The 23,638-nt window shown below is 69.4% G+C and carries 25 protein-coding genes and 1 tRNA gene; 16 read left to right on the forward strand and 10 right to left on the reverse strand.

Annotated elements, in window-relative coordinates; genetic code table 11:
- The first annotated feature begins 3 nt into the window (after positions 1-3).
- Complete coding sequence (gene argJ, locus ABOZ73_RS13575; protein ID WP_369062546.1) at positions 4-1,215, forward strand: bifunctional glutamate N-acetyltransferase/amino-acid acetyltransferase ArgJ; 1,212 nt, start codon at positions 4-6, stop codon at positions 1,213-1,215.
- Here argJ and ABOZ73_RS13580 read toward each other — a convergent pair.
- From ABOZ73_RS13580 to ABOZ73_RS13590, 3 genes are read right to left on the reverse strand one after another with little or no spacing between them, the layout of a single operon-like run.
- Positions 1,212-1,952, reverse strand: a complete 741-nt coding sequence (locus ABOZ73_RS13580) for an endonuclease/exonuclease/phosphatase family protein (protein WP_369058665.1) — start codon at positions 1,950-1,952, stop codon at positions 1,212-1,214. The two genes, argJ and ABOZ73_RS13580, sit on opposite strands and share 4 nt — an antisense overlap.
- Complete coding sequence (gene metW, locus ABOZ73_RS13585) at positions 1,949-2,617, reverse strand: methionine biosynthesis protein MetW (RefSeq protein WP_369058666.1); 669 nt, start codon at positions 2,615-2,617, stop codon at positions 1,949-1,951. The genes ABOZ73_RS13580 and metW overlap by 4 nt, the downstream gene beginning before the upstream one ends.
- The gene (locus ABOZ73_RS13590; RefSeq protein ID WP_369062547.1) at positions 2,614-3,753 is read right to left on the reverse strand and encodes a homoserine O-acetyltransferase; all 1,140 of its coding nucleotides are present in this window, start codon (positions 3,751-3,753) and stop codon (positions 2,614-2,616) included. The genes metW and ABOZ73_RS13590 overlap by 4 nt, the downstream gene beginning before the upstream one ends.
- Before the next feature lie 98 nt (positions 3,754-3,851).
- Here ABOZ73_RS13590 and ABOZ73_RS13595 point away from each other — a divergent pair, with 98 nt between their 5' ends.
- From ABOZ73_RS13595 to ABOZ73_RS13615, 5 genes are read left to right on the forward strand one after another with little or no spacing between them, the layout of a single operon-like run.
- On the forward strand, positions 3,852-4,358 hold the full coding sequence (locus ABOZ73_RS13595; protein WP_369058667.1) for a histidine phosphatase family protein: 507 nt from the start codon (positions 3,852-3,854) through the stop codon (positions 4,356-4,358).
- Positions 4,355-4,699: a DUF952 domain-containing protein gene (locus ABOZ73_RS13600; RefSeq protein ID WP_369058668.1), complete on the forward strand. Its 345-nt coding sequence runs from the start codon at positions 4,355-4,357 to the stop codon at positions 4,697-4,699. The genes ABOZ73_RS13595 and ABOZ73_RS13600 overlap by 4 nt, the downstream gene beginning before the upstream one ends.
- Complete coding sequence (locus ABOZ73_RS13605) at positions 4,696-5,742, forward strand: quinone-dependent dihydroorotate dehydrogenase (RefSeq protein WP_369058669.1); 1,047 nt, start codon at positions 4,696-4,698, stop codon at positions 5,740-5,742. The genes ABOZ73_RS13600 and ABOZ73_RS13605 overlap by 4 nt, the downstream gene beginning before the upstream one ends.
- The gene (locus ABOZ73_RS13610; protein ID WP_369058670.1) at positions 5,739-6,470 is read left to right on the forward strand and encodes a TVP38/TMEM64 family protein; all 732 of its coding nucleotides are present in this window, start codon (positions 5,739-5,741) and stop codon (positions 6,468-6,470) included. The genes ABOZ73_RS13605 and ABOZ73_RS13610 overlap by 4 nt, the downstream gene beginning before the upstream one ends.
- A gap of 34 nt (positions 6,471-6,504) precedes the next feature.
- Positions 6,505-7,965: a sensor histidine kinase gene (locus ABOZ73_RS13615; protein ID WP_369058671.1), complete on the forward strand. Its 1,461-nt coding sequence runs from the start codon at positions 6,505-6,507 to the stop codon at positions 7,963-7,965.
- A 155-nt stretch (positions 7,966-8,120) separates the two neighbouring features.
- On the opposite strand, the gene ggt is transcribed toward ABOZ73_RS13615, so the two are convergent.
- Complete coding sequence (ggt, locus tag ABOZ73_RS13620; protein WP_369058672.1) at positions 8,121-9,815, reverse strand: gamma-glutamyltransferase; 1,695 nt, start codon at positions 9,813-9,815, stop codon at positions 8,121-8,123.
- Positions 9,816-9,994: 179 nt separating this feature from the next.
- Between ggt and ABOZ73_RS13625 the strand changes: the two genes are divergently transcribed.
- The 6 genes from ABOZ73_RS13625 to ABOZ73_RS13650 all read left to right on the forward strand — a co-directional run bounded on the left by ABOZ73_RS13625 (position 9,995) and on the right by ABOZ73_RS13650 (position 14,449).
- The gene (locus ABOZ73_RS13625) at positions 9,995-11,287 is read left to right on the forward strand and encodes a hypothetical protein (RefSeq protein ID WP_369058673.1); all 1,293 of its coding nucleotides are present in this window, start codon (positions 9,995-9,997) and stop codon (positions 11,285-11,287) included.
- A 103-nt stretch (positions 11,288-11,390) separates the two neighbouring features.
- Positions 11,391-11,467: transfer RNA gene (locus ABOZ73_RS13630), tRNA-Arg, on the forward strand.
- Positions 11,468-11,614: 147 nt separating this feature from the next.
- Positions 11,615-11,827: a ParD-like family protein gene (locus ABOZ73_RS13635; protein ID WP_369058674.1), complete on the forward strand. Its 213-nt coding sequence runs from the start codon at positions 11,615-11,617 to the stop codon at positions 11,825-11,827.
- Complete coding sequence (gene map, locus ABOZ73_RS13640; protein ID WP_369058675.1) at positions 11,824-12,594, forward strand: type I methionyl aminopeptidase; 771 nt, start codon at positions 11,824-11,826, stop codon at positions 12,592-12,594. The genes ABOZ73_RS13635 and map overlap by 4 nt, the downstream gene beginning before the upstream one ends.
- Positions 12,595-12,687: 93 nt before the next feature.
- The gene (gene hutG / locus ABOZ73_RS13645; RefSeq protein ID WP_369058676.1) at positions 12,688-13,500 is read left to right on the forward strand and encodes an N-formylglutamate deformylase; all 813 of its coding nucleotides are present in this window, start codon (positions 12,688-12,690) and stop codon (positions 13,498-13,500) included.
- A gap of 184 nt (positions 13,501-13,684) precedes the next feature.
- Positions 13,685-14,449, forward strand: coding sequence for an NTP transferase domain-containing protein (locus tag ABOZ73_RS13650; protein ID WP_369058677.1), 765 nt, complete (start codon positions 13,685-13,687; stop codon positions 14,447-14,449).
- A 115-nt stretch (positions 14,450-14,564) separates the two neighbouring features.
- Here ABOZ73_RS13650 and ABOZ73_RS13655 read toward each other — a convergent pair whose 3' ends face one another.
- From ABOZ73_RS13655 to ABOZ73_RS13675, 5 genes are read right to left on the reverse strand one after another with little or no spacing between them, the layout of a single operon-like run.
- On the reverse strand, positions 14,565-15,332 hold the full coding sequence (locus ABOZ73_RS13655; RefSeq protein WP_369058678.1) for an NTP transferase domain-containing protein: 768 nt from the start codon (positions 15,330-15,332) through the stop codon (positions 14,565-14,567).
- Positions 15,329-16,486, reverse strand: a complete 1,158-nt coding sequence (locus ABOZ73_RS13660) for a dATP pyrophosphohydrolase (protein ID WP_369058679.1) — start codon at positions 16,484-16,486, stop codon at positions 15,329-15,331. Before ABOZ73_RS13660 ends, ABOZ73_RS13655 begins: the two co-directional genes overlap by 4 nt.
- Complete coding sequence (locus ABOZ73_RS13665; protein ID WP_369058680.1) at positions 16,486-17,550, reverse strand: LptF/LptG family permease; 1,065 nt, start codon at positions 17,548-17,550, stop codon at positions 16,486-16,488. Before ABOZ73_RS13665 ends, ABOZ73_RS13660 begins: the two co-directional genes overlap by 1 nt.
- Positions 17,547-18,707 (reverse strand): LptF/LptG family permease, encoded by a 1,161-nt coding sequence (locus ABOZ73_RS13670; RefSeq protein WP_369062548.1) that lies wholly within the window; start codon positions 18,705-18,707, stop codon positions 17,547-17,549. The genes ABOZ73_RS13665 and ABOZ73_RS13670 overlap by 4 nt, the downstream gene beginning before the upstream one ends.
- Before the next feature lie 46 nt (positions 18,708-18,753).
- Positions 18,754-19,197: an HIT family protein gene (locus tag ABOZ73_RS13675; RefSeq protein WP_369058681.1), complete on the reverse strand. Its 444-nt coding sequence runs from the start codon at positions 19,195-19,197 to the stop codon at positions 18,754-18,756.
- Positions 19,198-19,258: 61 nt separating this feature from the next.
- Here ABOZ73_RS13675 and ABOZ73_RS13680 point away from each other — a divergent pair, with 61 nt between their 5' ends.
- On the forward strand, positions 19,259-19,723 hold the full coding sequence (locus ABOZ73_RS13680) for a DUF2141 domain-containing protein (RefSeq protein WP_369058682.1): 465 nt from the start codon (positions 19,259-19,261) through the stop codon (positions 19,721-19,723).
- On the opposite strand, the gene ABOZ73_RS13685 is transcribed toward ABOZ73_RS13680, so the two are convergent.
- Positions 19,724-20,545: a metallophosphoesterase gene (locus tag ABOZ73_RS13685; protein WP_369058683.1), complete on the reverse strand. Its 822-nt coding sequence runs from the start codon at positions 20,543-20,545 to the stop codon at positions 19,724-19,726. It abuts the gene before it with no gap.
- Between the two features lie 212 nt (positions 20,546-20,757).
- Between ABOZ73_RS13685 and ABOZ73_RS13690 the strand changes: the two genes are divergently transcribed.
- The 3 genes from ABOZ73_RS13690 to ABOZ73_RS13700 are packed head-to-tail and all read left to right on the forward strand — an operon-like array spanning position 20,758 to position 23,631.
- Positions 20,758-21,798, forward strand: coding sequence for a CDP-alcohol phosphatidyltransferase family protein (locus tag ABOZ73_RS13690; protein WP_369062549.1), 1,041 nt, complete (start codon positions 20,758-20,760; stop codon positions 21,796-21,798).
- Position 21,799: 1 nt separating this feature from the next.
- Complete coding sequence (locus tag ABOZ73_RS13695) at positions 21,800-22,717, forward strand: diacylglycerol kinase family protein (protein ID WP_369058684.1); 918 nt, start codon at positions 21,800-21,802, stop codon at positions 22,715-22,717.
- The gene (locus ABOZ73_RS13700; RefSeq protein WP_369058685.1) at positions 22,714-23,631 is read left to right on the forward strand and encodes a hypothetical protein; all 918 of its coding nucleotides are present in this window, start codon (positions 22,714-22,716) and stop codon (positions 23,629-23,631) included. The genes ABOZ73_RS13695 and ABOZ73_RS13700 overlap by 4 nt, the downstream gene beginning before the upstream one ends.
- Positions 23,632-23,638 lie beyond the last annotated feature (7 nt).

Here is a 23,638-nt window from a genome sequence, read left to right on the forward strand (position 1 = left end):
GCCGTGCCGTTCCCCTCGATCCCGCCGATCGCCGGCGTGGAGATCGCCACCGGCCATGCCGGCTTCTACAAGCATGTCCGCGAGGACGTGCTCCTCATGCGCTTCGCCGAGGGGACCTCGGCCGCCGGGGTGTTCACCCGCCACGGCGTGGGCTCCGCCCCGGTCGACTGGTGCAAGAAGCACCTGGAGATGAGCAAGGGCGACAACGTCCGCGCCCTGCTGGTCAACGCCGGCTGCGCCAACAGCTTCACCGGCCGCCCTGGCGCCGACGCCGCCCGCCGTGTCGCCACCGCCGTGGCCAAGCGCCTGGATTGCCGCCAGCGCGACGTGATGATGGCCTCCACCGGCGTGATCGGCGTGATCCTGGACGACGCCAAGATCACCGCCCGCCTGCCCGAGATCGAGCAGCGCCTGACCGCCGACGCCTGGGCCGCCGCGGCCTCGGCGATCATGACCACCGACACCTTCCCGAAGGGGGCCTACGCCACCGCCGAGATCGACGGCGTCACGGTGAAGATCGCCGGCATCGCCAAGGGCTCTGGCATGATCGCGCCGGACATGGCGACCATGCTGTCCTTCGTGGCCACGGACGCGGCCATCTCGCCAGCCGTCCTGCAGACCCTGGTCAGCCTCTACACCCGCACCACGTTCAACGCGGTGACGGTGGATGGCGACCGGTCCACCAACGACACCCTTCTGCTGTTCGCCACCGGCCAGTCCGGCGCGCCCAAGATCAGCCGCGCGGGCGACAAGCGCCTGGCCGATTTCCGCGAGAAGCTGGAGCTGGTCCTGCACGACCTGGCCATGCAGCTGGTCAAGGACGGCGAAGGCGCGACCAAGTTCGTCAAGATCACCGTCAATGGCGCCGAAAGCGCCGCCAGCGCGCGCAAGATCGCCCGCACCATCGCCGAGAGCCCGCTGGTGAAGACCGCCATCGCCGGCGAGGACGCCAACTGGGGCCGCATCGTCATGGCCATCGGACGGGCGGATGAGCCGGTGAACCGTGACCGCATCGCCGTGCGCTTCGGCCCGCTGACCGCGGCCCACGACGGCCTCGTCGCGCCCGATTACAACGAGGCGAAGATGAGCGCTTACATGAAGAACGCCGAGCTGGAGATCTCCGTCGAGGTTGGCGTCGGCCGGGGCTCGTCCACGGTGTGGACCTGCGACCTGACCAAGCAGTACGTGGCCATCAACGGCGACTACCGCAGCTAGGCCGCCGTCGGCAGCTCCAGCTCCACCAGCAGGGGCAGGTGGTCCGACGCCTGGCGCGCCCGCGCGTCGTAGGGGCTTTCCACCGCGCAGACCTTGATGTCGCCGGCCAGGAAGACGTGGTCGATGCGCATGAACGGGAAGTTCGAGGGGAAGGTCGCCGTCGGCGGCCTGGGGCGTCCGACCTGGGCGTCGCGCATGGCGGAGCGCAGCATCCGGTAAGTCTTCGAATAGGGCGTGGCGTTGAAGTCGCCCAGCAGCACGGCCGGAGCGGTGAACTGCTCGTCGGCCAGCCACTCGTCGATCAAGGCGGCGGCCTGGCGCTGCTGCTCGCGCGGGATCAGGCCCAGATGGGTGTTGATCACCTGCAACTCGCGTCCGCCGCCGATGTCGATGGCGACCCACACCGCGCCGCGCGGCTCCAGCCCGGGCACTCGCTTGTACTGAGGCAGGGAGTCGGCGCGGATCAGACGCTCGGGCAGGGCGGTGAGAATGGCGTCGCCGTAGAGCTCCTCCTCGACCTTCATGGCCGGGTGGAAGCGCGACTTCATCTTCAGCAGCTCGGCCAGCTTGTGGGCCTGGTCGACGCCGCGCGTGCGGGCGCGGCCGACGTCCAGTTCCTGCAAGGCCACCACATCAGGGCGCATGGCGGCGATAACGTCGGCGACACGCTCCACATCCAGTCGGCGGTCGACGCCGACGCAGCGGTGGACGTTGTAGGTGACGAGGCGAAGTTTCATCCGCCGAAGAGATCGTTCCTGGGGGCTTGAGGTTCCGCCGCGGCGACGCTTTCTCCGCGCCGGCTGAGCAGGAAGAGCGCGGCTTCGGAGCGCCAGTTCTCCAGCGGCTTGCTCGGATCGATGGCGCGGGCGGGCCGGCCCTCGGTCAGGGCGGCGCAGGCGTCGATGCGCAGGTCCAGGTCGTCGCACAGGCTCAGGAAGTCGGCCAGGGTGCAAAGGTGGATGTTGGGCGTCGACCACCACGGCTCGGGCAGGGCGCGAGTCTCGGGCATGCGGCCTCGGCTGACCAGCGACCAGCGCACGCGCCAGTGGCCGAAGTTGGGGAACGACACGATGGCCCGGTCGGCGATGCGCAGCAGCTCGTTCAGCACATGGCGCGGATGGCGCACGGCCTGCAGGGTCTGGGACAGGATCGCGTAGTCGAACGCCTTGGCGGCGAAGTGGTCCAGGTCGCGGTCGGCGTCGCCCTGCACCACGGCCAGGCCGCGCGACAGGCCGGCGGCCACGCCCTCGGGGCTGATCTCGACCCCGCGGCCGTCCACTTGCTTCTCCTGGGCCAGGATCTCCAGAAGCTCGCCCTCGCCGCAGCCGACGTCGAGCACGCGCGAGCCGGGGCGCACTAGGCGCAGGATCTCCTTGAAGTCCTCCCGGATCACCGGCCTCACGCGATCCCCCGGGCCTGGTCGGCCGACGCCATGAAGCCGGACAGGGCGGCGTTCATCACCGGCTCGTCCAGCAGGAAGGCGTCATGACCCTTGTCGCTTTCGATCTCGACGAAGCTGGCCCGTGCGCCGGCGGCGTTCAGGGCCCGCACGATGTGGCGGTTCTCGGCGGTCGGGTAGAGCCAGTCGGTGGTGAAGGACAGCACGCAGAAGCGCACGTTGCGCGCCTTCTTGAACGCCTCGGCCAGGATGCCGCCGTGGCTCTGGGCCAGGTCGAAATAGTCCATGGCCCGGGTGATGTAGAGGTAGGAGTTGGCGTCGAACCGGTCGACGAAGCTCGCCCCCTGGTGGCGCAGATAGCTTTCCACCTGGAAGTCGGCGTCGAAGCCCCAGGACAGGCCGTCGCGCTGCAACTCGCGGCCGAACTTCCGCTGCAGGGCGGGCTCGGACAGATAGGTGATGTGCGCGGCCATGCGGGCCACGGCCAGGCCCTTTTCCGGGCGCACGCCATGGACGGCATAGGAGCCGCCGCGCCAGTCCGGATCGGCCATGACCGCCTGGCGGCCGACCTCGTGGAAGGCGATGTTCTGGGCCGAGTGGCGGGCCGCCGAGGCGATGATCACGGCGGAGAAGATCTTCTCCGGATAGTCGGCCGCCCATTGCAGCACCTGCATGCCGCCCATGGAGCCGCCGACCACGGCGAACAGGGTCTCGACGCCCAGCGCCTCGACCAGCATGGCCTGGGCGCGGACCATGTCGGCGATGGTGATCACCGGGAACGACAGGCCATAGGCCTGGCCCGTCGCCGGATTGATCGAGGCCGGGCCGGTCGAGCCCATGCAGCCGCCGATGACGTTCGAGCAGATGATGAAGTGCCGCGCCGGATCGAGGGGCAGGCCGGGACCGATCAGGCGGTTCCACCAGCCGGGCTTGCCCGAAACCGGGTGCTCGCCCGCGCAATGCTGGTCGCCGGTCAGGGCGTGGCAGACCAGGACCGCGTTCGACTTGTCGGCGTTCAGCGTCCCAAAGGTGCGATAGGCGACCTCCAGCGGCGCCAGCTGGCCGCCGGAGTCGAGCTGCAACGGCTTTTCGGCGGGAAACCGCCAGGTTCCCCCGTCGCCGCAGAACGCCTCATTCATGGTCGCCGTCGCCGCCGTCATGAGGTCTTGGACCTTTTGGCGATACGCCTGTCAACCGGCGCTTTGAGCGGGTCGCGAGCAAGGCTAAGAGGGGCGGCATGGAACGGCTTATTCTGATGCGTCACGGGGCCGCCGAACGGCGTGGTCCGACCGGCGGCGACTTCGACCGCGCCCTGACCCCGCAGGGCCGCGTGGACGCCGCGCTGATCGGCGACGCCTTGGCCAAGGCGGGCTTCTCGCCGGACCTGGCGCTGATCTCCGAGGCGCGCCGCGCGCAGGAGACCTGGACCGCCGCCAGCGAAGCCTTTCCCCAGGCCCGGGCCGAGAACCGGGCCGACTTCTACTCCGCCGGCAGCCAGACGGTGCTTTCCGCGGTCGAAACCCAGACCGCCGGCACGGTGATGGTGGTCGGGCACAATCCGACGCTGCAGGACCTGGCGGCGGGCCTGCTGAAGGCCGGTTCGGCCTCGCCGGCCCTGATCGCCCGGGTCGAGATGCGCTTCCCGCCCGCCACGGCGATCGCCTTCAGCTTCGACGAAGCCGGACGCCCGCAGATGGAAGGCCTGTTCTACGCCGCCGACCATGGCGGCCGGGGCGCCGAATGAAGCCGATCTTCAAGATCATGAGCCGTGACGAATGGGCGGCCTTCCAGGCGTCTGGCCAGTTCACCGGCTCGGCGGTCGATCTGGCCGACGGCTACATCCACTTCTCCGCGCCGGACCAGGCGCAGGAGACGGCCGCCAAGCACTTCGCGGGCCGTGACGATCTGGTTCTCCTGACCCTCGACGCCGATGCGCTTGGCGACAAGCTGGTCTGGGAGCCGTCGCGGGGCGGCGCCTTGTTCCCGCACCTTTACCGCGCCATCGCGTTGAACGAGGTGGCCGCGTCGCGCGACCTGCCGCTCGGCGACGACGGCGCGCCTCAACTTGGTGATCTTTCCGTATGAGCCTTCACGACCTCGCCGCCCGCGCCATGCACCTCTTCGATCCGGAAGACGCGCATGGCCTCGCCATCAAGGGGCTGAAGGCGGGACTTGGGCCGCGCAACACCATCGACCTGCCGATCCTGGCGACGACGGTGGCGGGGCTCGACCTTCCCAACTGCATCGGCCTGGCCGCCGGCTTCGACAAGAACGCCGAGGTTCCGGACGCCATGCTTGCCGCCGGCTTCGGCTTCGTGGAGGCCGGTACGGTCACCCCGCTGCCCCAGGCCGGCAATCCGCGCCCGCGCCTGTTCCGACTGACCGAGGACCAGGCGGTGATCAACCGCATGGGCTTCAACAACGAGGGGCTGAACGCCTTCGCCTCCCGTTTGTCGCACCGGCGGCGTCGTGGGGTGGTGGGGGCCAATATCGGCGCCAACAAGGACGCCGAGGACCGGGTCGCCGACTATGTGAACGGCCTGTCGCACTTGTGGGGTCTGGCGGACTACTTCACGGTCAATATCTCGTCGCCCAACACGCCCGGCCTGCGCGCCCTGCAGACGCGCGCCGCGCTGGAGGAGTTGCTGGGCCGCCTGGCCGAGCGGCGCGAGGCGCTGGCCCCTGAAGGCGACGTGCCGGTGTTGCTGAAGGTGGCTCCCGACCTTGAGGACGGCGAGGTCGAGGCCATCGTAGAGACGGCGGTGGAGAACGGCCTGGACGGCATCATCGTCTCCAACACCACCATCGCACGCCCCGACACGCTGAAGTCGGCCCGGGCCTCGGAGACCGGCGGCCTGTCCGGCGCGCCCCTGACCGAGCGGTCGACCGCCGTGCTGAGCCAGTTCTTCCAGGCCGCCGACGGCCGCATCGCCCTGGTCGGCGCCGGCGGGGTCGCCAGCGGGGCGGACGCCTACGCCAAGATCCGTGCGGGCGCCCAGGCGGTGCAGCTCTATTCGGCGCTGGTCTATGGCGGGCCCGGCCTGGTGGTCCGTATCGCCCATGACCTGGCGGCGCGCCTCAAGGCAGACGGCTTCGCCGCCGTCACACAGGCGGTCGGGGCGCGATGACGCCGGCTGGCCGCGACAATACCTGGCTCGTCGCGGCCAAGATCGCGCCGGCGGTCCTGCTGGCCGTTCTGGCGGCGGCGGTGTTCTTCAGCGGCCTGTGGAAGCACTTCACGATCGAGGAGCTTCAGGCCCGCCACGCCTATCTGTCGGCCTTCGTGGACCGGCGGCCGGCGGCGGCTATCGCCATCTATCTGTTCGCCTATGTGTTCGTGGTCTCATTGTCCCTGCCGGCGGCGTTGCTGCTGACCTTGTCGGGCGGCTTCCTGTTCGGGCCATGGCTGGGCGGGCTGCTGGCGGTGACCGGGGCGACGGCGGGCTCGACGGTGATCTACGCCGCCTGCCGCACGGCCTTTGGCGGGATGTTGCAAAAGCGCGCAGGCTCGACCCTTCTGCGTATCGAGGAGGGCATCAAGAAGGACGCCTTCCACTACCTGCTGACCCTGCGCCTGATCCCGGCCTTTCCGCTGCTGGTCATCAACCTGGCGGCAGGGCTGGTGGGCATTCGCCTGCGCACCTTTCTGTCGGCGTCGTTCCTGGGCATGGCGCCCAGCTCGCTGGTCTACGCCAGCATGGGGGCGGGGCTTGGGCACCTGTTCATGCAGGGGCGTCCGGTGGACCTGAGCATTCTGGTCGAGCCGCGCGTCGTGCTGCCGCTGGTCGGGCTTGGCGCACTGGCGGGCGCTTCCATGCTCTATCGGCGACTGAGGCCCCGCCGTGACGAGCAATAGTCGCGTTGCCCGGCGCGGGCAGGTGCAGTAACGGATGACCATGGACGCCGCGCCGTCTCCCGCACCGGAAACACCGGTAGAGCGCCGCTTTTCGTGGCGCGGCGGCCTATCGGCGCGCCTGCTGCTGCTCACCACGCTTTTCGTCGCGCTGGCCGCCCTGCTGGTTCTGCCGCCGGCCCTGGCCGCGTTCGAGGAGCAGTGGCTGCTGGAGCGGGTCCGCGCCGCCGAGCTGGCCTCCACCGTGGCCGAGGCCGACCCCAGCCTGAGGATCAGCGACCGCATCTCCGCCCAACTCCTCGACGGGGCGGGGGTCGTGTCGGTGGCGATCCAGAGCGACGGGGCCCGCCGCCTGGTCCTGGCCGCCCCGCGTGAGATCCGCACGCCCTATCTGGTCGACCTGCGCAGCCAGAACCCCGGTTCGTGGCTGGCGGCGCCGTTCTTCACCCTCTCCAGCCGCGAGGGCAGCCTGGTCCGCGTGGTGGCCGAGCCGCAGTTCCGCGAGGCCGAGTTCGTCGAGATCCTGACCCCCGACGCCCCGCTGAAGGCCGACCTGCTGGGCTATCTGGCCCGCCTGGCGGTTGTGACGGCATTCGTGGCGATCCTGGCGGGGGCGCTGGTCTATCTGTCGCTCAACCGATTCCTGGTCGCGCCCATGCGCCGGATCACCCGGGCCATGGAGCGGTTCCGGGCCGACCCCGAGGACCCCAAGGCGCGCATCGAACTGTCCGGCCGCCTGGACGAGATCGGCCGCGCCGAGGCCGAACTGGACCGCATGCAGGCCGACCTGGTGGCGGCCCTGAATTCGCGCGCCCGCCTGGCGGCCCTGGGCGAGGCGGTGGCCAAGATCAATCACGACCTGCGCAACATGCTGACCAGCGCGCAGATCGCCTCCGACCGCCTGGCCGCCATCGGCGATCCCAAGGTGGCCGCCGCCCTGCCGCGGCTGGAGCGGGCCCTCGACCGGGCCGTGACCCTGGCCACCAACGTACTGACCTATGGCAAGACGGACGAAGCCGCGCCGGACGCCCGGCCCCTGCCGTTGAAGGCGGCGTTGAAGGCGGCGGCGGAGGAGGCCGGCCTGCCGACCCCGCAGGTGCGCTTCGCCACCGGCGTCGACACCAAGGTCCGTGTGCTGGCCGACCCTGACCAGCTGCACCGCATCCTGGCCAACCTGCTGCGCAACGCCCGTCAGGCGATCGAGGCGCAGAACGGCCGCAAGGGAAAGATCCAGGCCTCGCTGATCGTCGAGGGCGGGGTGTCGATCGTCCGTATCTCGGACGACGGCCCCGGCCTGCCGGAAAAGGCGCAGGAGAACCTGTTCCTGCCGTTCGCCGGCTCGGCACGTCGCGGCGGAACCGGTCTTGGCCTGGTCATCGCCCGCGAGCTGGCCCAGGGCCATGGCGGCGAGCTGTCGCTGATCCGCTCCGGCGCCGAAGGCACGGTGTTCGAACTGCGCCTGCCCGGCGCGCCGGCGGCCTTGAAAGGGCGGAGCTAGAGCTTCTTCTCCTGCCCCGCTTGCGGGGGAGGGACCATGCGAAGCATGGTGGAGGGGGCGCTCTCCTGAGCTTCAGAAAAGCGCCCCCTCCGTCTCGTCGCTGCGCGCCGATCCACCGCTCCCGTACGCTGCGCTACGGGGCAGGAGACTTCAGCCTACAGCCCCTTCGCCACGCCCTCACGACGCGGATCGGCGCCGCCTTCCAGGACGCCGCCTTCGCGCACCACCACCCCATGCAGGCCGGAGGTTTCGTTCTGGCCCGGCTTGATGGCGACGCCGCGGGCGATGATCTGATCGGCCACGCCCGGAGCGAAGCGGTTCACCTCGCTGGAGAAGGTGTCGGCGCGGGCCACCATGTTGGGCAGGCTGATCGCGTCCTGCATGGACAGATTCCAGTCGATCAGGCCGACGATGGCCTTCAGGTTGTAGGATAGGATGGCGTTGCCGCCCGGCGAGCCGACGGCGGCGTAGAACTTGCCGTCCCTCAGGATGACCGCCGGGGCCATGGACGAGCGGGGGCGCTTGCCCGGAGCGGGCATGTTGGCCAAGGGGCCGCCGCGAACGTCTTCCGGATAACGGCTGAAGTCGGTCAGCTGGTTGTTGAGGAAGAAGCCGGCGACCATGCGGCCCGAGCCGAACAGGCTCTCCACCGTGGTGGTCATGGAGACCGCGTTGCCCTTGGCGTCGACGATCACGAAGTGGGTGGTGCCGCCGGGCTCATGGGTCTTGTCGGCGCCGCGCGGCTCGAAGCCCGGGGGCGTGCCATGGGTGGGCACGGGGCCGGCGCGCTCGCCTATCAGCTTGGCGCGTTCAGCCACATAGGCCGGATCGAGCAGGCCCTTGACCGGCACCTGCACGAAGTCCGGGTCGCCCACATAGCGGTCGCGGTCGGCGTACATGACGCGCTCGGCCTCGGCCAACTGAACCCAGGCGATGGCGTCGTTCGGGCCCCGCTTGGCGATGTCGGTCTTCTCCAGCATGGCCAGGGCCTGCAGCAGTCCCACGCCGCTGGACGGCGGCGGCGGCACGCAGACCACATAGACGCGGTACGGCTGACACAGCGGCTCGGCGACCTTGGGCCGGTAGTCCTTGATGTCGGCGGCGGTCAGGGTTCCGGGGATCGGGTTCTGGCGGACCTTTGCGGCGATGGCGGCGGGGATGGTCCCCTCGTACATCGCGCTGGGGCCTTCCTTGGCCAGGCGGCGGACCGTCTCGGCGTAGGCGCGGTTCTTCAGGACGTCGCCGCCCTTGATCTTCGTTCCGTCGGCCTTGGTGAAATAGGCGACGGCGTCGGGCGCGGCGGCTTGGCCGCGATTCAGGCCGGCGAGCTGCGCCAGGCGCGGGCTGACGACGAAGCCGTCGGCGGCCAGCTTCTCGGCGTCCTTGAACAGGGTCGACCAGGGCGAGACGCCGTGCTGCTTCTGGGCGAGGGCCAGCATGGCCACCGCGCCGGGCGCGCCGGTGGAGCGGCCCGACATGATCGCATCGATATAGGACAGGGGCTTGCCGTCGGCGCCGATGAACATGTCGGCGCTGGCGCCGGCCGGTGCGGTCTCGCGGCCGTTGTAGATCGTGATCTTGCCCGTCTTGGCGTCGTAATAGGTCATGAACGCCCCGCCGCCGAGGCCGGAGCTCTGCGGCTCCACCAGGCCGAGGACCGCCTGAACGGCCACCGCCGCGTCCACCGCCGAACCGCCGTCGCGCAGGACTCGCAGGCCCGCGTCCACCGCCAGGGGATTGGCCGCGGCGACCATGGCGCGCGGCTTGGTCGGGGCGGGAGCCGCCGAAACGGCGCTTGCGGCGCAGATGGAAAGGGCGAGGGCGGCGGCGAGGTGGAGGAAGCGGCTCATGGCGATCCTTGGGAAGCAGCGGCGGGCACCATAGGCCCCGCATGGCGCGGCTTGGAACCCCAAAGCGGTTCGACGCGCGGCGGTTTTGGGCGACCGTTGTGTTATGGATCGCACATTTCGCATCTTTACGGTCGGCGACCCGTGATACGGCGTCCGCCGCTTTTTCCTAGGGGAGCTCCATGAAGTTGAAGACGACGGGCGTGGCCCGCATCGCCCTGGCCGCGACGGCCGCCGCCGCCGGCGGCGCCGTCGCCCAGGCGCCGAAGCAGGTGGTGACCGGACCGGTCGCCGAATACTGGGTCAGCGCCGAGACCATCAGCGGCATGGCCGGGATGATGAGCGGCGGCCAGCCCTCGCCCCAGGCCATGATCAGCATGATGATGGGCGGCGGGCCGAAGGCCTCGGCCAACCACAACCTGACCCTGCAGCTCGGCTCGTCGCGCAAGACGGCCGGGCCGTCGGCCCAGCACACGCCCACGGCGGCGCTCGGCACGCGCGGCGCTCTGCCCCTGGTCACCCCGACGGTGGTCCGGCCCGAGCGCGAGGACGGCCCGCACGTTCCGCAGCAGTTCGAGAAGCCGCGCGGCAAGATCCTGCTGTTCTGGGGCTGCGGCGCCCAGACCCGCCAGGGGCAGCCGGCGGTGCTCGACATGTCGAAGCTGGGCACGACCTCGGCCCCGGCCTTCGCGGCGGCGTTCAAGCCGTTGAACTACACCGCAATGAAGCCGCCGTCGCCGCAGCGCCACGCCACCTACGGCGTCTGGCCGAACGACCGCTCGCCCATGAGCGTGCCGCCGCGCGGCTCCCTGGCCGGAGAGCACGTGGTGTCGGGCAACTATACGCCGGACATCCGCTTCAACCTGACCGCGGCGCAGGACTTTCTCGCACCGATCGCCCTGCAGGCGCGTGAGACGCCCGCCGGCGCCAGCCTGAACTGGAACGCGGTGGCTGGCGCCAGGGCGTTCCTGGCTTCCGCCGTCGGCGGCGGGGACCGCGACACCGTCGCCCTGTGGATCTCCAGCGAGGCGCAGGCCGCCGCCTTCATCGCGCCGGACTATCTGAGCCAGGGCGACATCGCCCGCCTCGTGGAGCAGAAGCAGCTGATGGCGCCGCAGACCACGACCTGCGCCCTGCCCAAGGGCTTCGTGGACGCCGCCCCCTCGGCCATGATCAGCCTGGTCGCCTATGGCGGGGAGGCCAATTTCAGCCATCCGCCGCGCCCGACCGATCCGAAGGTCCCTTGGAACATCGAGTGGACCACCAAGGTCCGCTACCGCTCGGCGACCGGCACGGTCCTGGGCATGGGCGACATGGGGGGAATGGGCGGCATGGGCATGCCCGACGACGAGGACGAGGAAGCTCCCGCCGCCCGTCCGACCCAGCAGCGCGGCCGTCCGCAACAGCCGATGTCGCCTCAGGAAGCGGCTCGGCAAGCCATGAAAAAGGGTCTCGGCGGACTGCTCGGGAACTGACGGAAAGGGAGGCGCGAAAAAAACCTGGAAACCGGCTTGCGCTTCGCAAAAGCCCAGACTAGGTTCCGCGCCTCTCGACGGACCCCTTGGGTCAACGAGATGCGCGCCCGTAGCTCAGCTGGATAGAGCATCAGACTACGAATCTGAGGGTCGGACGTTCGAATCGTTCCGGGCGCGCCATTTTCTCCTGAAAATGCAGAACGTTAGACGAGCCGCGGCGACAGCCCGGCTTCAGCCGTTTCGCGGACGTCGTCCGCACGGCTCCCTTGCCGCGCCGAAATTCTGAATATATAAAACATATACGAAACGTATATTCGGAGCGCCCCGGTGGGTATCGTCAATATCGAGGATGAGCTGCACGAGCAGCTGCGTCGGGGGAGCAAGGCGTCCTACCGGTCGATCAACGCCCAGGCGGCGTTCTGGATCAGGATCGGCATGCTCTGCGAGCTGAACCCGGGCCTGACCTTCCAGGAGCTGGTGGCGCGTGAGCTGAAGTCGGCGGGCGTCGATGCGCCTGACCTGGAGGCCTCGTCTACATGACCAAGACCCCGGCCGAGGTCGAACTGATGGCGGAGTCCGGCCGCCTGCTGGCGTCGGTGTTCACGCACCTGGACGGGCTGGACCTGGCCGGGCGGACCACCATGCAGGTCAACGACCTGGTCGAGACCTTCATCGTCGAGCAACTCGGCGCGCGGCCGGCCAGCAAGGGGCAGTACGACTACGGCTTCGTGCTGAACAGCTCGCGCAACGAGGTCGTCTGCCATGGCGTGCCGTCGACCGACGAGGTGCTGAGCGACGGCGACATCGTCAATTTCGACATCACCCTGGAGAAGAACGGCTTCATCGCCAACTCCAGCAAGACCTTCCTGATCGGCGACGTGGCCCCGGCGGCGAAGAAGCTGGTCCGCGCCACCTACGAGGCCATGTGGAAGGGCATCCGCGCCGTGCGTCCAGGCGCGAGGCTGGGCGACATCGGCCACGCCATCGAGCGCCACGCCAAGCGCGGCGGCTATTCGGTGGTGCGCGAATACTGCGGCCACGGCATCGGACGCGAGATGCACGAGGAGCCGCAGATCCTGCATTTCGGACGCCCCGGAACCGGCCTGACCCTGCGCGAGGGCATGGTCTTCACCATCGAGCCCATGTTGAACCAGGGCCGTCGGGCGGTTCGCGAGGAGGACGACGGCTGGACCGTCGTCACCGCCGACGGCAAGCTTTCAGCCCAGTTCGAGCACACCGTGGCGGTCACCCGCGACGGCGTCCGCGTGCTCACCCTACGACCAGACGAGACGCCGCCTGTCGCGTGACCGCAGAGGGGAAATCCGCTAAGGCGGGTATTCATTGCTGTTCCATCATCGCGGGCGCCGACGGGCGCCCGTCGTCGTTCGGGAGAGGCGTTCATGACCGACTGGCTGCAGGTGAAGCGCGGGGACGCGCCGCTGATCGTCAGCTTCCCGCACACGGGAACCGACATTCCCGCCGAGATAGAGAGCGGCCTCGTCTCGCCCTGGCTGGCGCGGCAGGACGCCGACTGGTGGATCCACCGCCTCTACGACCTCGCCGAGGGCTTGGGCGCGACAATGGTGCGCACCGCCATCTCGCGCACGGTGATCGACGTGAACCGCGACCCGTCCGGCGCCTCGCTCTATCCGGGGCAGGCGACGACGGAGCTGTGCCCGACCACCACCTTCGATGGCGAGCCGCTGTACAAGCCCGGCCAGGCGCCCGACGCGGCCGAGATCGCCCGCCGGCGCGATACTTGGTTCACGCCCTATCACGACGCCCTGGCGGCCGAGGCGGCGCGCCTGCGCGGCCTGCATGGCAAGATCGTGGTCTATGACGCCCACTCGATCCGCTCGAAGGTGCCGCGCCTGTTCGACGGCGACCTGCCCAACTTCAACATCGGCGACAATGGCGGGCGCACCTGCGATCCGGCCCTGCGCGCGGCGGTGGAGGCGGCTTGCGACGTCGAGGGCTTCAGCCGTGTGACCAACGGCCGCTTCAAGGGCGGCTGGACCACCCGCCACTACGGGCGGCCCGCCGATGGCGTCCACGCGATCCAGATGGAGCTGGCGATCCGCAGCTACATGGACGAGCCGCAGGCTTTCAGGCCCGAAAACTGGCCGACCGCCTATGACGAGACCCGGGCCGGAGCGGTTCGGGCCGTGCTGTCGAATGTTTTGACGAGGGCGATCGCTTTCGCCACAAACTGACAGCGCTGTCCGGTCTGGGCGGCAAAAACAGGCTCAAGCGCAGTTTTCGCCCCCGATATTGCAAGAAACCGGGGCCAGTTAAGGCGCTGTTTAACATGTCGCTTTGACAAAACAGTCACGGCGTCCCACCTGTACGAACTTATTCGCCTTCCTGTCGGGGTGGGCTTTCGGAGCGGATAAATTCATGGCGCGTGTGCATAAGGCCATCGTCCTGGCTGCAGGGCAGGGAAAGCGTTTGTCGCCGTTGACCGACAACCTGCCCAAGTGCCTGATCGATCTGTCCGGCCGCACCGTGCTGTCTTGGCAGCTGGCGCACCTTCACGCCATCGGCCTGACCGAGGTGGTGGTGGTCACCGGCTTCAACTCTCACGCCGTCGAGGCCGAGGTGGCGCGCACGCCGCTGCCGGGCATGACGGTCCGCTGCCTGTACAACCCGTTCTATACGGTGTCCGACAACCTCGCGACCTGCTGGCTGGTGCGCGAAGAGCTGGCCGGCGGGGCGCTGATCCTGAACGGCGACACCCTATGGGAGCCGGAAATTGGCCGTCGCCTGCTGGACGCCACGGCTGCCGACATCACCGTCACCGTGGACCGCAAGGCGCGCTACGACGCCGACGACATGAAGGTCCTGACCGACGGCGGCGACCAGCTGTTGGCCATCGGCAAGACGATAACCGAGTACGACGCCGAGTCCATCGGCTTCCTGCGCTTCTCGCCCGAGGGCGCGCGCCGCTTCATCACCGTCATCGACCAGATCCTGCGCGATCCGGCCGAGGGCCTGAAGCGCTGGTATCTGTCGGTGATCAACCAGATCGCCCAGGAGCAGGGCGGCGTCGCCATCCAGAGCATCGAGGGCCTGGAATGGGCCGAGATGGACTTCCCGCACGACCTGCAGCCCAACCGTGAGCTGACGGCCCGCTGGATGTCGAAGGAAAGCGTGGCGGCCTAAGGTCCCTGCGTGCTTCGAGACGCGCTATCGCGCTCCTCAGCATGACGAAGTTGGGTGTTCTCTGAATCCGTCATCCTGAGGAGGCCGAAGGCCGTCTCGAAGGACGCACGAAGCTTCAATCTTCCCCAACAATCCCCCGGACCAGATCCAGGTCCGCGGGCTTGTCCACGTCCACCGCCGCCAGGCCGTAGTTCGAACGGACCGCCGCCGCCTTCACGCCCGCGCGCCTGCCGATGTCGGCGATGGCCTGGTCCAGGGTCAGTCGGCCCAGGGCGAAGCGCGCCAGGGTGCCCAGGCCCAGGATCATGGCGATGCGCCAGGGCTTCTTGCGGTGGGCCTCCACCGTCCGCCAAAGCTCGATAGCCTTAAGGGAGTCAGGCGTCCTCAGCAGGAACAGGTTGCAGCCGCTGTAGCGGCCGTCGCGGAAGGTCAGCCAGGTGCGCTTGGTCTCCGGCGCGTCGCGGCGCACGGCGGCCTCGGGCGCCAGGAAGGCGGCGATGTCGCAGCCGGCTGGAGCGTCGGTCATGAACTGCGTCACCCATTCCGGCTTCAGCAGGGCGTGATCCACGGTGGTGACCAGCAGGGGCGCGCCCAGGGCCTGGGCCGAGCGCAGGACGCTGAGGCTGGGGCCGGCCTCCGGCGCGATGACCTCCACCGCGACGCCGGCGGGCGTGGCGGCGGGCAGGGCGGCCAGGAGCTCGGCGTTGTTGGCGCAGACGCCGATGCGGGTCGCCCCGGCGGCGGCGAGCGCCTTCAGCACCCGCGCCAGCAGGATCTCGCCGTCCAGGGTGATCAGCCCTTTGTGGGCCACGCCGGCATAGGCGGAGACCGCGTCGGGTTCTCCCCGGTCGCCGGCGAGGATCAGGGCGGTGAAGCCGGTCACTTCAGGGTCTTCTCGTAGAGGCGATAGGTCTTGTAGGCGACGGCCCCGACCCGCTCGCAGATGTTGCGCATGGGCAGGTTGTCGTCGAGAATCCAGGACAGCTCGACCTTGTGATAGCCCTTCTTGCGGGCCTCGGTGGCGGCCAGGTCGATCAGATGGAACGGCAGGACCATCCCGCGTCGGCTGCCGGCGAACTTGCGGCGCACCCCCATCAGCGGCACGCGCAGGGATTTCACCCGGGCCACCTTCAGCCGCCACAGCAGCTTGGCCCAGCCGAACGGCAGCAGCTTGCCGTCCAGGTCGGCGATCGCCTCGTTGACGTTGGGCAGCAGGACGATGAAGCCGGCGCTCTCGCCATCGATCTCGGCGAACCAGACCAGGTCGGGGTCGATGACCGCCTTCAGCCCCTTGGCCATGTGCTTGGTCTCGGCGGCGGTGGACGGGGTGTAGCCCCAGTTGTCCGACCAGGCGTCGTTGGCGATGTCGGTGAGGGTGTGCACCTCCTCCTCGAACCGCTTCATGTCCAGCTTGCGCAGGACCACGCCTTCGGCGGCGCCGCGCCGCACCCGTTTCAGCACGGCGTCGGGCAGGTCCTGGGTCAGGTCCGCGAGATAGGCGTAGACGTCCTTGGCCTTGGCGTAGCCCTGCTGTTCGACCCGCGCGCCGGCATAGGCGGCGTCATGGCCCATCAGCAGCATGGGCGGGGTGTCGAAGCCGTCGACCAGCAGGCCGACCTCCTCGTTCACCGAGAGGTTGAAGGGCCCCATGGCGGTGTCGCGGCCGCGCGCCTTCAGCCAGGCCTCGGCGGCGGCGAACAGGGCGGCGAAGACGGCGGGGTCGTCCTCGCCGGCGATCATGCCGAAGTGGCCGATCTTGCGGGTCGGGTCGGCGGGGGCCAGTTCGTCGATCTGGGCGCTGATGCGGCCCACGTCGCGGCCGCCCCGCACGGCCAGCCACATCTCGACCTGGGCGTGCGCGAAGAACGGGTTGGACTTGGCCGACAGGGCTTCCTGCCGTTCGCTGATCAGCGGGGCGATCCAGTTGGGATCGGCCTTGTTCAGGCGCATCGGCACGCGGATGAAGCGGTCGAGATCGGCGCGGGTGCGCACCGGCGTGACGGTGACGTCCGCCGCCGTGTGGCTGTCGAAGGCCATCATCCCTCCAGGGTAAGCAGTACGGACGCGCCGAGCGCGGAGAAGGCCAGCGGCGCGGTCCATGCCCCGAGCCACGGCCAGATAGCCCCGCTTTCGCCCAGGGCGGTGATCAGGCCGTCTAGCACCATGAAGGCCATGCCGCCCATCAGGCTGACGGTCATGATCTTCGCCCCCTGGCCGCTGCGGAAGTTGGCGGCGACCAGCGGCGCGGCCAGGATCAGCATGACGAACGCCCCGGCGGGGGCGGCGAAGGCGCGGTTCCAGCGGACGGCGTAGTAGCTCTCCGGCCGCTCCGAACCGCCGCCCATCAGCGCGCGCCGAGCGGAGGAGGCGGAGCCGTTGTTGTCCGTGGCGAACAGCACCTGCACGTCGCCGGGATGCAGCGGGTTGTTCCACGCCATGCGCGCGGCCGAACCCGGCTGGACGGCGTCGCTGGCGAAGCGCTCGAAGGAAGGCGAGATCAACGCCCAGCCGCCGTTCTCATAGATGGCGGCGGGGGCCTGGACGCGTTCGGTCACCGCGCCGGACGGGTCGCGGCGATAGATGATCACCTTCTCCAGGCGGCGGCCCTGGTCGTCGCCCATGGTGGCGGTGACCAGATCCGGGCCGATGCGGAAGGAGCGGGTCTCCGGTCCCTTGCGGTCGGCGGCGGGGGCGGTGTCGCGCCACCAGGCGCGCAGGGCGGCGTCGGTGCGCGGGCCGATCAGCTCGGTGGCCGCCAGTTGCAGAATGAAGGCGCCGAGGGCGACCGGGATCGCCATGCCGGCGATGCGATAGACCGAGATGCCCGCCGCCCGCATGGCCACCGCCGCGCTCTCGCGGCCCAGCTGGGCGAAGGCGAACAGGCAGCCGGCCAGCACGGCCAGCGGCATGGCCTGGTCGATCATCCGCGGCAGGCGCAGGAGGGAATAATAGGCCAGGCCGGCCGCTCCAAGGCCGCGGTCGAGGATGTCGTTGGTGACGTCCAGCAGGTCGAGCAGCTGGAGCACCGACAGCAGCACCAGCAGGGCCGCCAGGACCCGCGTCGCGGTCAGCTGGGCGACATAGAGGGCGAGGTGCTTCATGCCGGCTTCTTCTTGCTCTGGACGGCCTTTTCGCAGGTCGTGATGAACACGGCGATGTGCTCGGCGATCTTGCTGATCGGCGTCTCGCCAGGACGGTTTCGGCTGCCCAGGAACATCCAGACGCAGAAGCCGCAGAAGATCAGGAACGGCGTGCCCGTGCCGATCAGGGCCGTGGTGCGGCCGCTTTCGGCCAGGCCGGCGCCGGTCTGCAGGCTGTGCTGGAAGGCGAACAGGATCAGGCCCGCCACGATCAGGCCCGGCGCGCGTCGCGCGCGCTTGGCGGCCAGGCCGAGCGGGAAGGCCATCAGCGGCAGGAACGGCAGGAAGAACGCCCGCGCCAGACGGCTGTAGAGCTCGGCCAGCAGGGTCTGTTCCGGCACGATCGACTTGTCCGAGGCGGCCTGACGCCACAGCTCGTCCAGGGTCAGCTCGCGCTCGTCGCCGCCACGGGCCCGCAGCAGGCGCGCCGCGCCGGCCAGGGGCGCGCGCAGGGTCCAGTCGTTGAAGCTGAGGATCTGGTAGGCGCCGCGCGCGTCCTGGCCGATCCGGCGGCCGTCGGTCAGGGTGACGACCACTTCCTTGCCGCCGAACTCCGGCTGAAGGCGGCCGACACGGGCGGTGACGACCTCTTCCTTGCCGGCGTCGTCGCGGCGGCGGATGAAGACGCGCTCCAGCTTCTGGCCGGCGGGGTCGGCCACGTCGGCGGTGATAAGCACGCCGTCCTGGTCGATGAACGCGCCGGCGGGCAGGCGTCCGTTCCAACCGGCGTTCAGCGCCGAGTGCATCACCGCGCGATAGGCGTAGCGGCTGTAGGGCTGGATGTAGCCGAACACGATCAGGCTGAAGAGGGTCAGGCCCACGCCCAGGATCACGAACGGCGTGGCCAGGCGGGTCAGGGACACGCCGCTGGCCAGCAGGCTGTCGACCTCGGAGTCGGCGTTCAGGCGGGTCACCACCACGAACAGGGCGACGAAGAAGGCGATGGGCAGGGCCAGGCCGATGTAGTGCGGCACCAGGTTGCCGCCCAGGGCGACGACGAAGCCGAAGCGGTCGTTGCTCTGCGACAGCAGGTCGAGCAGGCGCAGGGTCCGCTCCAGCAGCAGGGTGACGACGGTCACGCCCAGGCAGGCGACGAGCGGCCACGCCACCAGCCGCATCAGATAGCGGTCGAGCAGGTTGAGGCCGAAGGTGGGAAGCTTGATCTTAGGCACTCGCGCCCCGCCATTGCTTGCGCAGGTGGTCGGCCAGTCGCGATGCGGCGTCCATGTCCAGCTCCACCGTTTCGGCCAGATTGGGAACGGCCGGCCAGCCGGCGTCCCGGAATACGCGGCCCTCGTGCTCGCGCACGCCCTCATATCGCGGGATGACGTGGAAATGAACGTCGGGATCGACCATCATCAAGGCCAGATAGTTGATCTTCTGGTGATCCACCACGGCCCGCAGCATCGCCTCGATCTGCTGGACAGCCTGTTGCAGATCGGCGTAGGCCTCGACGCTGAGTTCAGCGAGTGATCGGGCTGGCTCCTTGCATATCAGGACCAAAGACCCAAATGTGGGTTGCTTTGGTCGCACAAGAACAACCCAAAGGTCCGTCTCGGCGACCTTGGTGCGAGGAAAGCCGAAATTCAACGCTGTGGGATTGCTCACGGACCTGCCTTCTGGGCGGCCTTCGCCGCCGCTGCGGCATCATAGGGAGTCGCCGATTTTCATGAAAGCGCGAACCTTGCTGGTGGGCGCGGCCGGGGCGGCCGCAGCCATGGCGATGGGTTCGCCGGCGTTCGCCCAGAAGTGCGAGGGCGTCGGATCGGCCAAGCTGACCGTACAGGTGCTGGGGGTCCGCGCCGCCATGGGCGAGATGGCGGTCACGATCTATCCCGATAATCCGAAGCGATTTCTGGCGCCCAAGGGCAAGCTGTACCGCGTCCGCGCGATCACCACGGCGCCGATGACCACCGTCTGCTTCAACGTTCCGCCCGGCGCCTACGCCGTAGCGATCTATCACGATCAGAACGGCGACCGGGATTTCAACCGCAGCGTCATCGGCATGCCGACAGAGGGCTTCGGTTTCTCCAACGACGCGCCGACCAAGGTGGGCCTGCCGTCGTTCGAGTCTGTGCGCTTCGTGGTCAAGGACGACGTGACCATCCGCTCGACCTTGCGATACCTGAAATAGTCAGACGTCCAGGCGGTACTGGCCCAGGCCTTCGACGGCGACGCCGTCCGGCGCGAAGCCCCTGATCTCCACCCGGACGCTCCAGCCGTCCGCGGCCTTCTCGATCTCGATGCCATGCCAGCGGGCGGCGTTGGTCTTGCCGACCGGCCGCTGGGAGGCGGATGGCGCGCAGACGGCCGGGATCGGACCGTCCGGCCCCTTCACCGCGCCCAGCAGCGGCACATGGGTATGGCCGTGCAGGATCAGCTCGGCTCCATGCACCCCCAAAACCTCGCGTAGCGCCTTCTGGTCGGTCAGCGCCTTGCGCGGCGAGCCGCCGGGCGTGGGCGGGTGGTGGATGGCGATGACGCGGAACAGGCCACGCCCTTTCAGGTCGTCCAGGATCGGACCCAGGCGCGCCAACTGATCCTCGCCGCAGGTCCCCGTCGCCAGGAACGGCGCGGTGGGCAGGCCGGTATTGACGCAGATCACGGCGACTTCGCCGCGAACGCGGACCTTGGGGAAGGTTTCGGTCAGCTCGTCCTCAAGCCACTCGGCCCAGGGATCGAACGTGCCGCACCCGGCGAGGGCGTCGTGATTGCCAGGTGTCACGGTTACGTCGCGCGCGTCGCCCAGGCTCTGCAGCCAGGCGCGGGCGGCGGCGAATTCCTTGTCGGCGGCGAAGTTGATCAGGTCGCCGGTGATCACCAGATGATCGGGGCCGTAGGCGGCGATGTCGGTGGTGATCGCGTCCAGGATTTCGCGCTTGTGATGCTTGCTGCGCTTGCGCCGCCAGGACGACCAACTGAACAGCCGCTTGGTCAGCGCATAGGCCGGCGTCATCGCCCCGGGGGGCGACGGCAGGTGAGGGTCAGAAAAATGCGCGAGACGGTACACGGCGGGCCGGTGGGTTTCTGGTCAGTTAAGCCGAACCTGCGTATCAAGGCGGCCAGTTTGCAAGGGGTGGTTTGCAAGTGACGAGCGTATCGGGCGCCGAAGAGGGCCGCCAGCCTGTCGGGCTGGTCGTGGGCGAGGCGGGAGTTCGGATCTGGGGCATGACCTCGACCGAGCGCCTGCAGCGCATCTTCCGCCGCGTCGGCGTGGAGCCCGTGACCGCCGTGCCCGCCGATCGCGACCGTGTCGTGGTGCTGGCCAACGCCGGCTGGGTGTTCGATGAATCCCTGATCAAGGCCCTGTCCGGCCAGCCCGGCGTCGCCCTGATCGATGAGACCGGCGCCGTGACCGCTGTCTGCGTCACCGCCGCCGATGCGCCGGCCGCCGCCGCCGACCCGTCCAGCATGCCCCTGAAGCGCCTGACCGCCGTCGAGCTCGGCTCGGCCTACAACAGCGCCCTGCGCAAGCGTGAGGCCCCGGTGCTGGAGCGCCTGACCGCCGACCGCGTCCGCGCGGTGGAGAAGCGTCTGTTCCAGGGCTCCTACAAGGGCGTCACCGATCTGGTGACCAAGTATGTCTGGCCCGCCCCGGCGCGGGTCGTCACCCGCTGGTGCGCCCTGGCGGGCATGACGCCCAACCAGGTGACGATGATCGGCTTCATCCTGGTGCTGGCGGCGTTCGGCCTGTTCTGGACGGGGCACTTCGTCCTGGGCCTGATCTGCGCCTGGATCATGACCTTCCTCGACACCGTGGACGGCAAGCTGGCGCGGGTGACGCTGACCTCGTCCAAGATCGGCAATGTTTTCGATCACGGCATCGACCTGATCCATCCGCCCTTCTGGTGGTGGGCGTGGCTGGTCGGCGTGCAGGCCGGCCCGCACCCCCTGCCGTGGGAAGGCCTGTTCCTGACGATCGTCGCCGGCGGCTATGTGGCCCAGCGCATCGAGGAGGGCATCTTCCTTGGCCGCTTCAAGCTGGAGATGCACGCCTGGCGCCGCTTCGACAGTTTTTTCCGGCTGATCACCGCCCGCCGGAACCCCAACCTCATCCTGCTGACCCTGTCGGTGCTGGTCGGCCGCCCGGACCTGGGCCTGGCCGCCGTGGCCCTGTGGACGGTGATCTGCTTCATCGTCCACGCCGCCCAGATCGTCCAGGCCGAGCGCGCCCCCAAGGGCTCCATCACCTCCTGGCTGGCCGCCTGAGATGATCCCCGGCGTCATCCGCAATCCCAAGAGCCACGGCAACCGGGGCGTCGGCCCGCTAGGCGCCGGCGACGGCGCCTGCCTGTTCGCCGAACCCTCGACGCCCGAGGATCTGGCCGAGACCCTGCGCCGTTTCGCCAAGGCGGGGGTGACCCTGCTGGTCATCGACGGCGGCGACGGCACGGTGCGTGAAGTGCTGACCGCCATGCCGCAGGCGTTCGGCAAGCGTCAGCCCCTGGTGGCGGTGCTGCCGTCCGGCAAGACCAACATGCTGGCCCTGGACCTGGAGGCCCCGCGCGACTGGTCGCTGCAGGACGCCCTCAAGAAGGCCGAGGTGAAGGCGCCGGTGACCAAGCAGCGCTCGCCGATGCTGATCACCTGGCCGGAGGGCGGGCATCCGCCGCTGCAAGGCTTCATCATGGGCGCGGCGGCCTTCGTGCGCGCCACCAACATGGCTCAGACGGTTCACGCCTGGGGCGCGTTCCACAACGTGGCCGTGGCGGTGACCCTGCTCGGCGCGGTGTTCCGCACCCTGATCGGGGATGAAGGTCATGCCTGGCGGGGCGGGGTGCCGATGCGCGTCGCCGCCGACCGCGACCCTGGCTATGTGGGCTCGCGCTTCGTGTTCCTGGCGACCGCGCTGAAGCGTATGCCGTTCGGCCTCAAGCCCTTCGGCGAGCCGCGCTATGGGCTGAAGTACCTCGACGTCGATGCGCCGCCGCACCGCCTGCACGCGGCGATCCCCAAGCTGCTGAAGGGGACCGGGACGCAAGAGTTGGCTCAGGCCGGCTATCGCCGCGGCGACGCGGACGTCCTGAACCTGTGGATTCCCGAGCCCTTCGTGGTCGACGGCGAGATCTATCCCGGCGGCGCGGTGCAAATCCGGCTGGGCGCGCCGGTGACCTTCCTGGCGCCATGAGCACGCTTTCCGAGCTTGTCGGCGAGGAGCTGCGGCAGCCCGTCCTGACGCAGATCCGCGCCTTCGCCGAACATCTGGCCAAGCGCGACGGCGTGCGGGCGGTGCTGTTCTACGGGTCCATCCTGCGCACCGGCGACCTGGACGGGGTGCTGGACTACTACCTGCTCAGCGACCAGCGGGGCCGGCGTGGGCCGTTCGGCCTGGCCAGCCGCTGGCTGTGGCCGGACGTCAGTTATCACGAGCTGGAGATCGAGGGCCGCGTCCTGCGCGCCAAGGTCGCGAGCATGAGCCTGGAGCAGTTCCGGGCCGCCGCGGAGGGGCGCACCCTCGATACCACCATCTGGGCCCGCTTCGTCCAGCCCACGCGGATCATCTGGACCGCGGACGCCGTGGCCGGGCCGCAGGTCGAGGGCGCGGTGGCCGCCGCCGCCGTCACCGCCGCCCGCTTCGCCGCCGCCCTGGGCCCAGAAAAAGGCTCCGCCGACGACTACTGGGCGGCCCTGTTCCGCCAGACCTACGCCGCCGAGCTGCGGGTCGAGGCGCCGGGGCGCGAGCGTTCGATCCTGGATGTCGATCCGGCCCGCTACGCCCAGCGCCTGACCGCCGCCTGGACCGCAGACGCCCTGACGTTCGACGAGGCTGGCGGCGAACTGTCGCCCCGCCTTTGCGCCGACCAGCGCCGCCGCATCCAGCGGGCCTGGGCGCTGCGCCGCACCATGGGCAAGCCGCTGAACGTCGCGCGCCTGATCAAGGCCGCCTTCACCTTCGAGGGGGCCGCTCGCTACGCCGCCTGGAAGATCGAGCGGCACACCGGCCTGCCGGTGCCCCTGACGCCCTGGCGCGAGCGTCACCCGGTGCTGGCGGCGCCCGGCGCGATCCTCAGGCTCTGGAAAGCAAAACGCGCCCGGTCCTGAGGGACGG

Source organism: Caulobacter sp. 73W, from assembly GCF_041021955.1.
Lineage (GTDB): Bacteria > Pseudomonadota > Alphaproteobacteria > Caulobacterales > Caulobacteraceae > Caulobacter.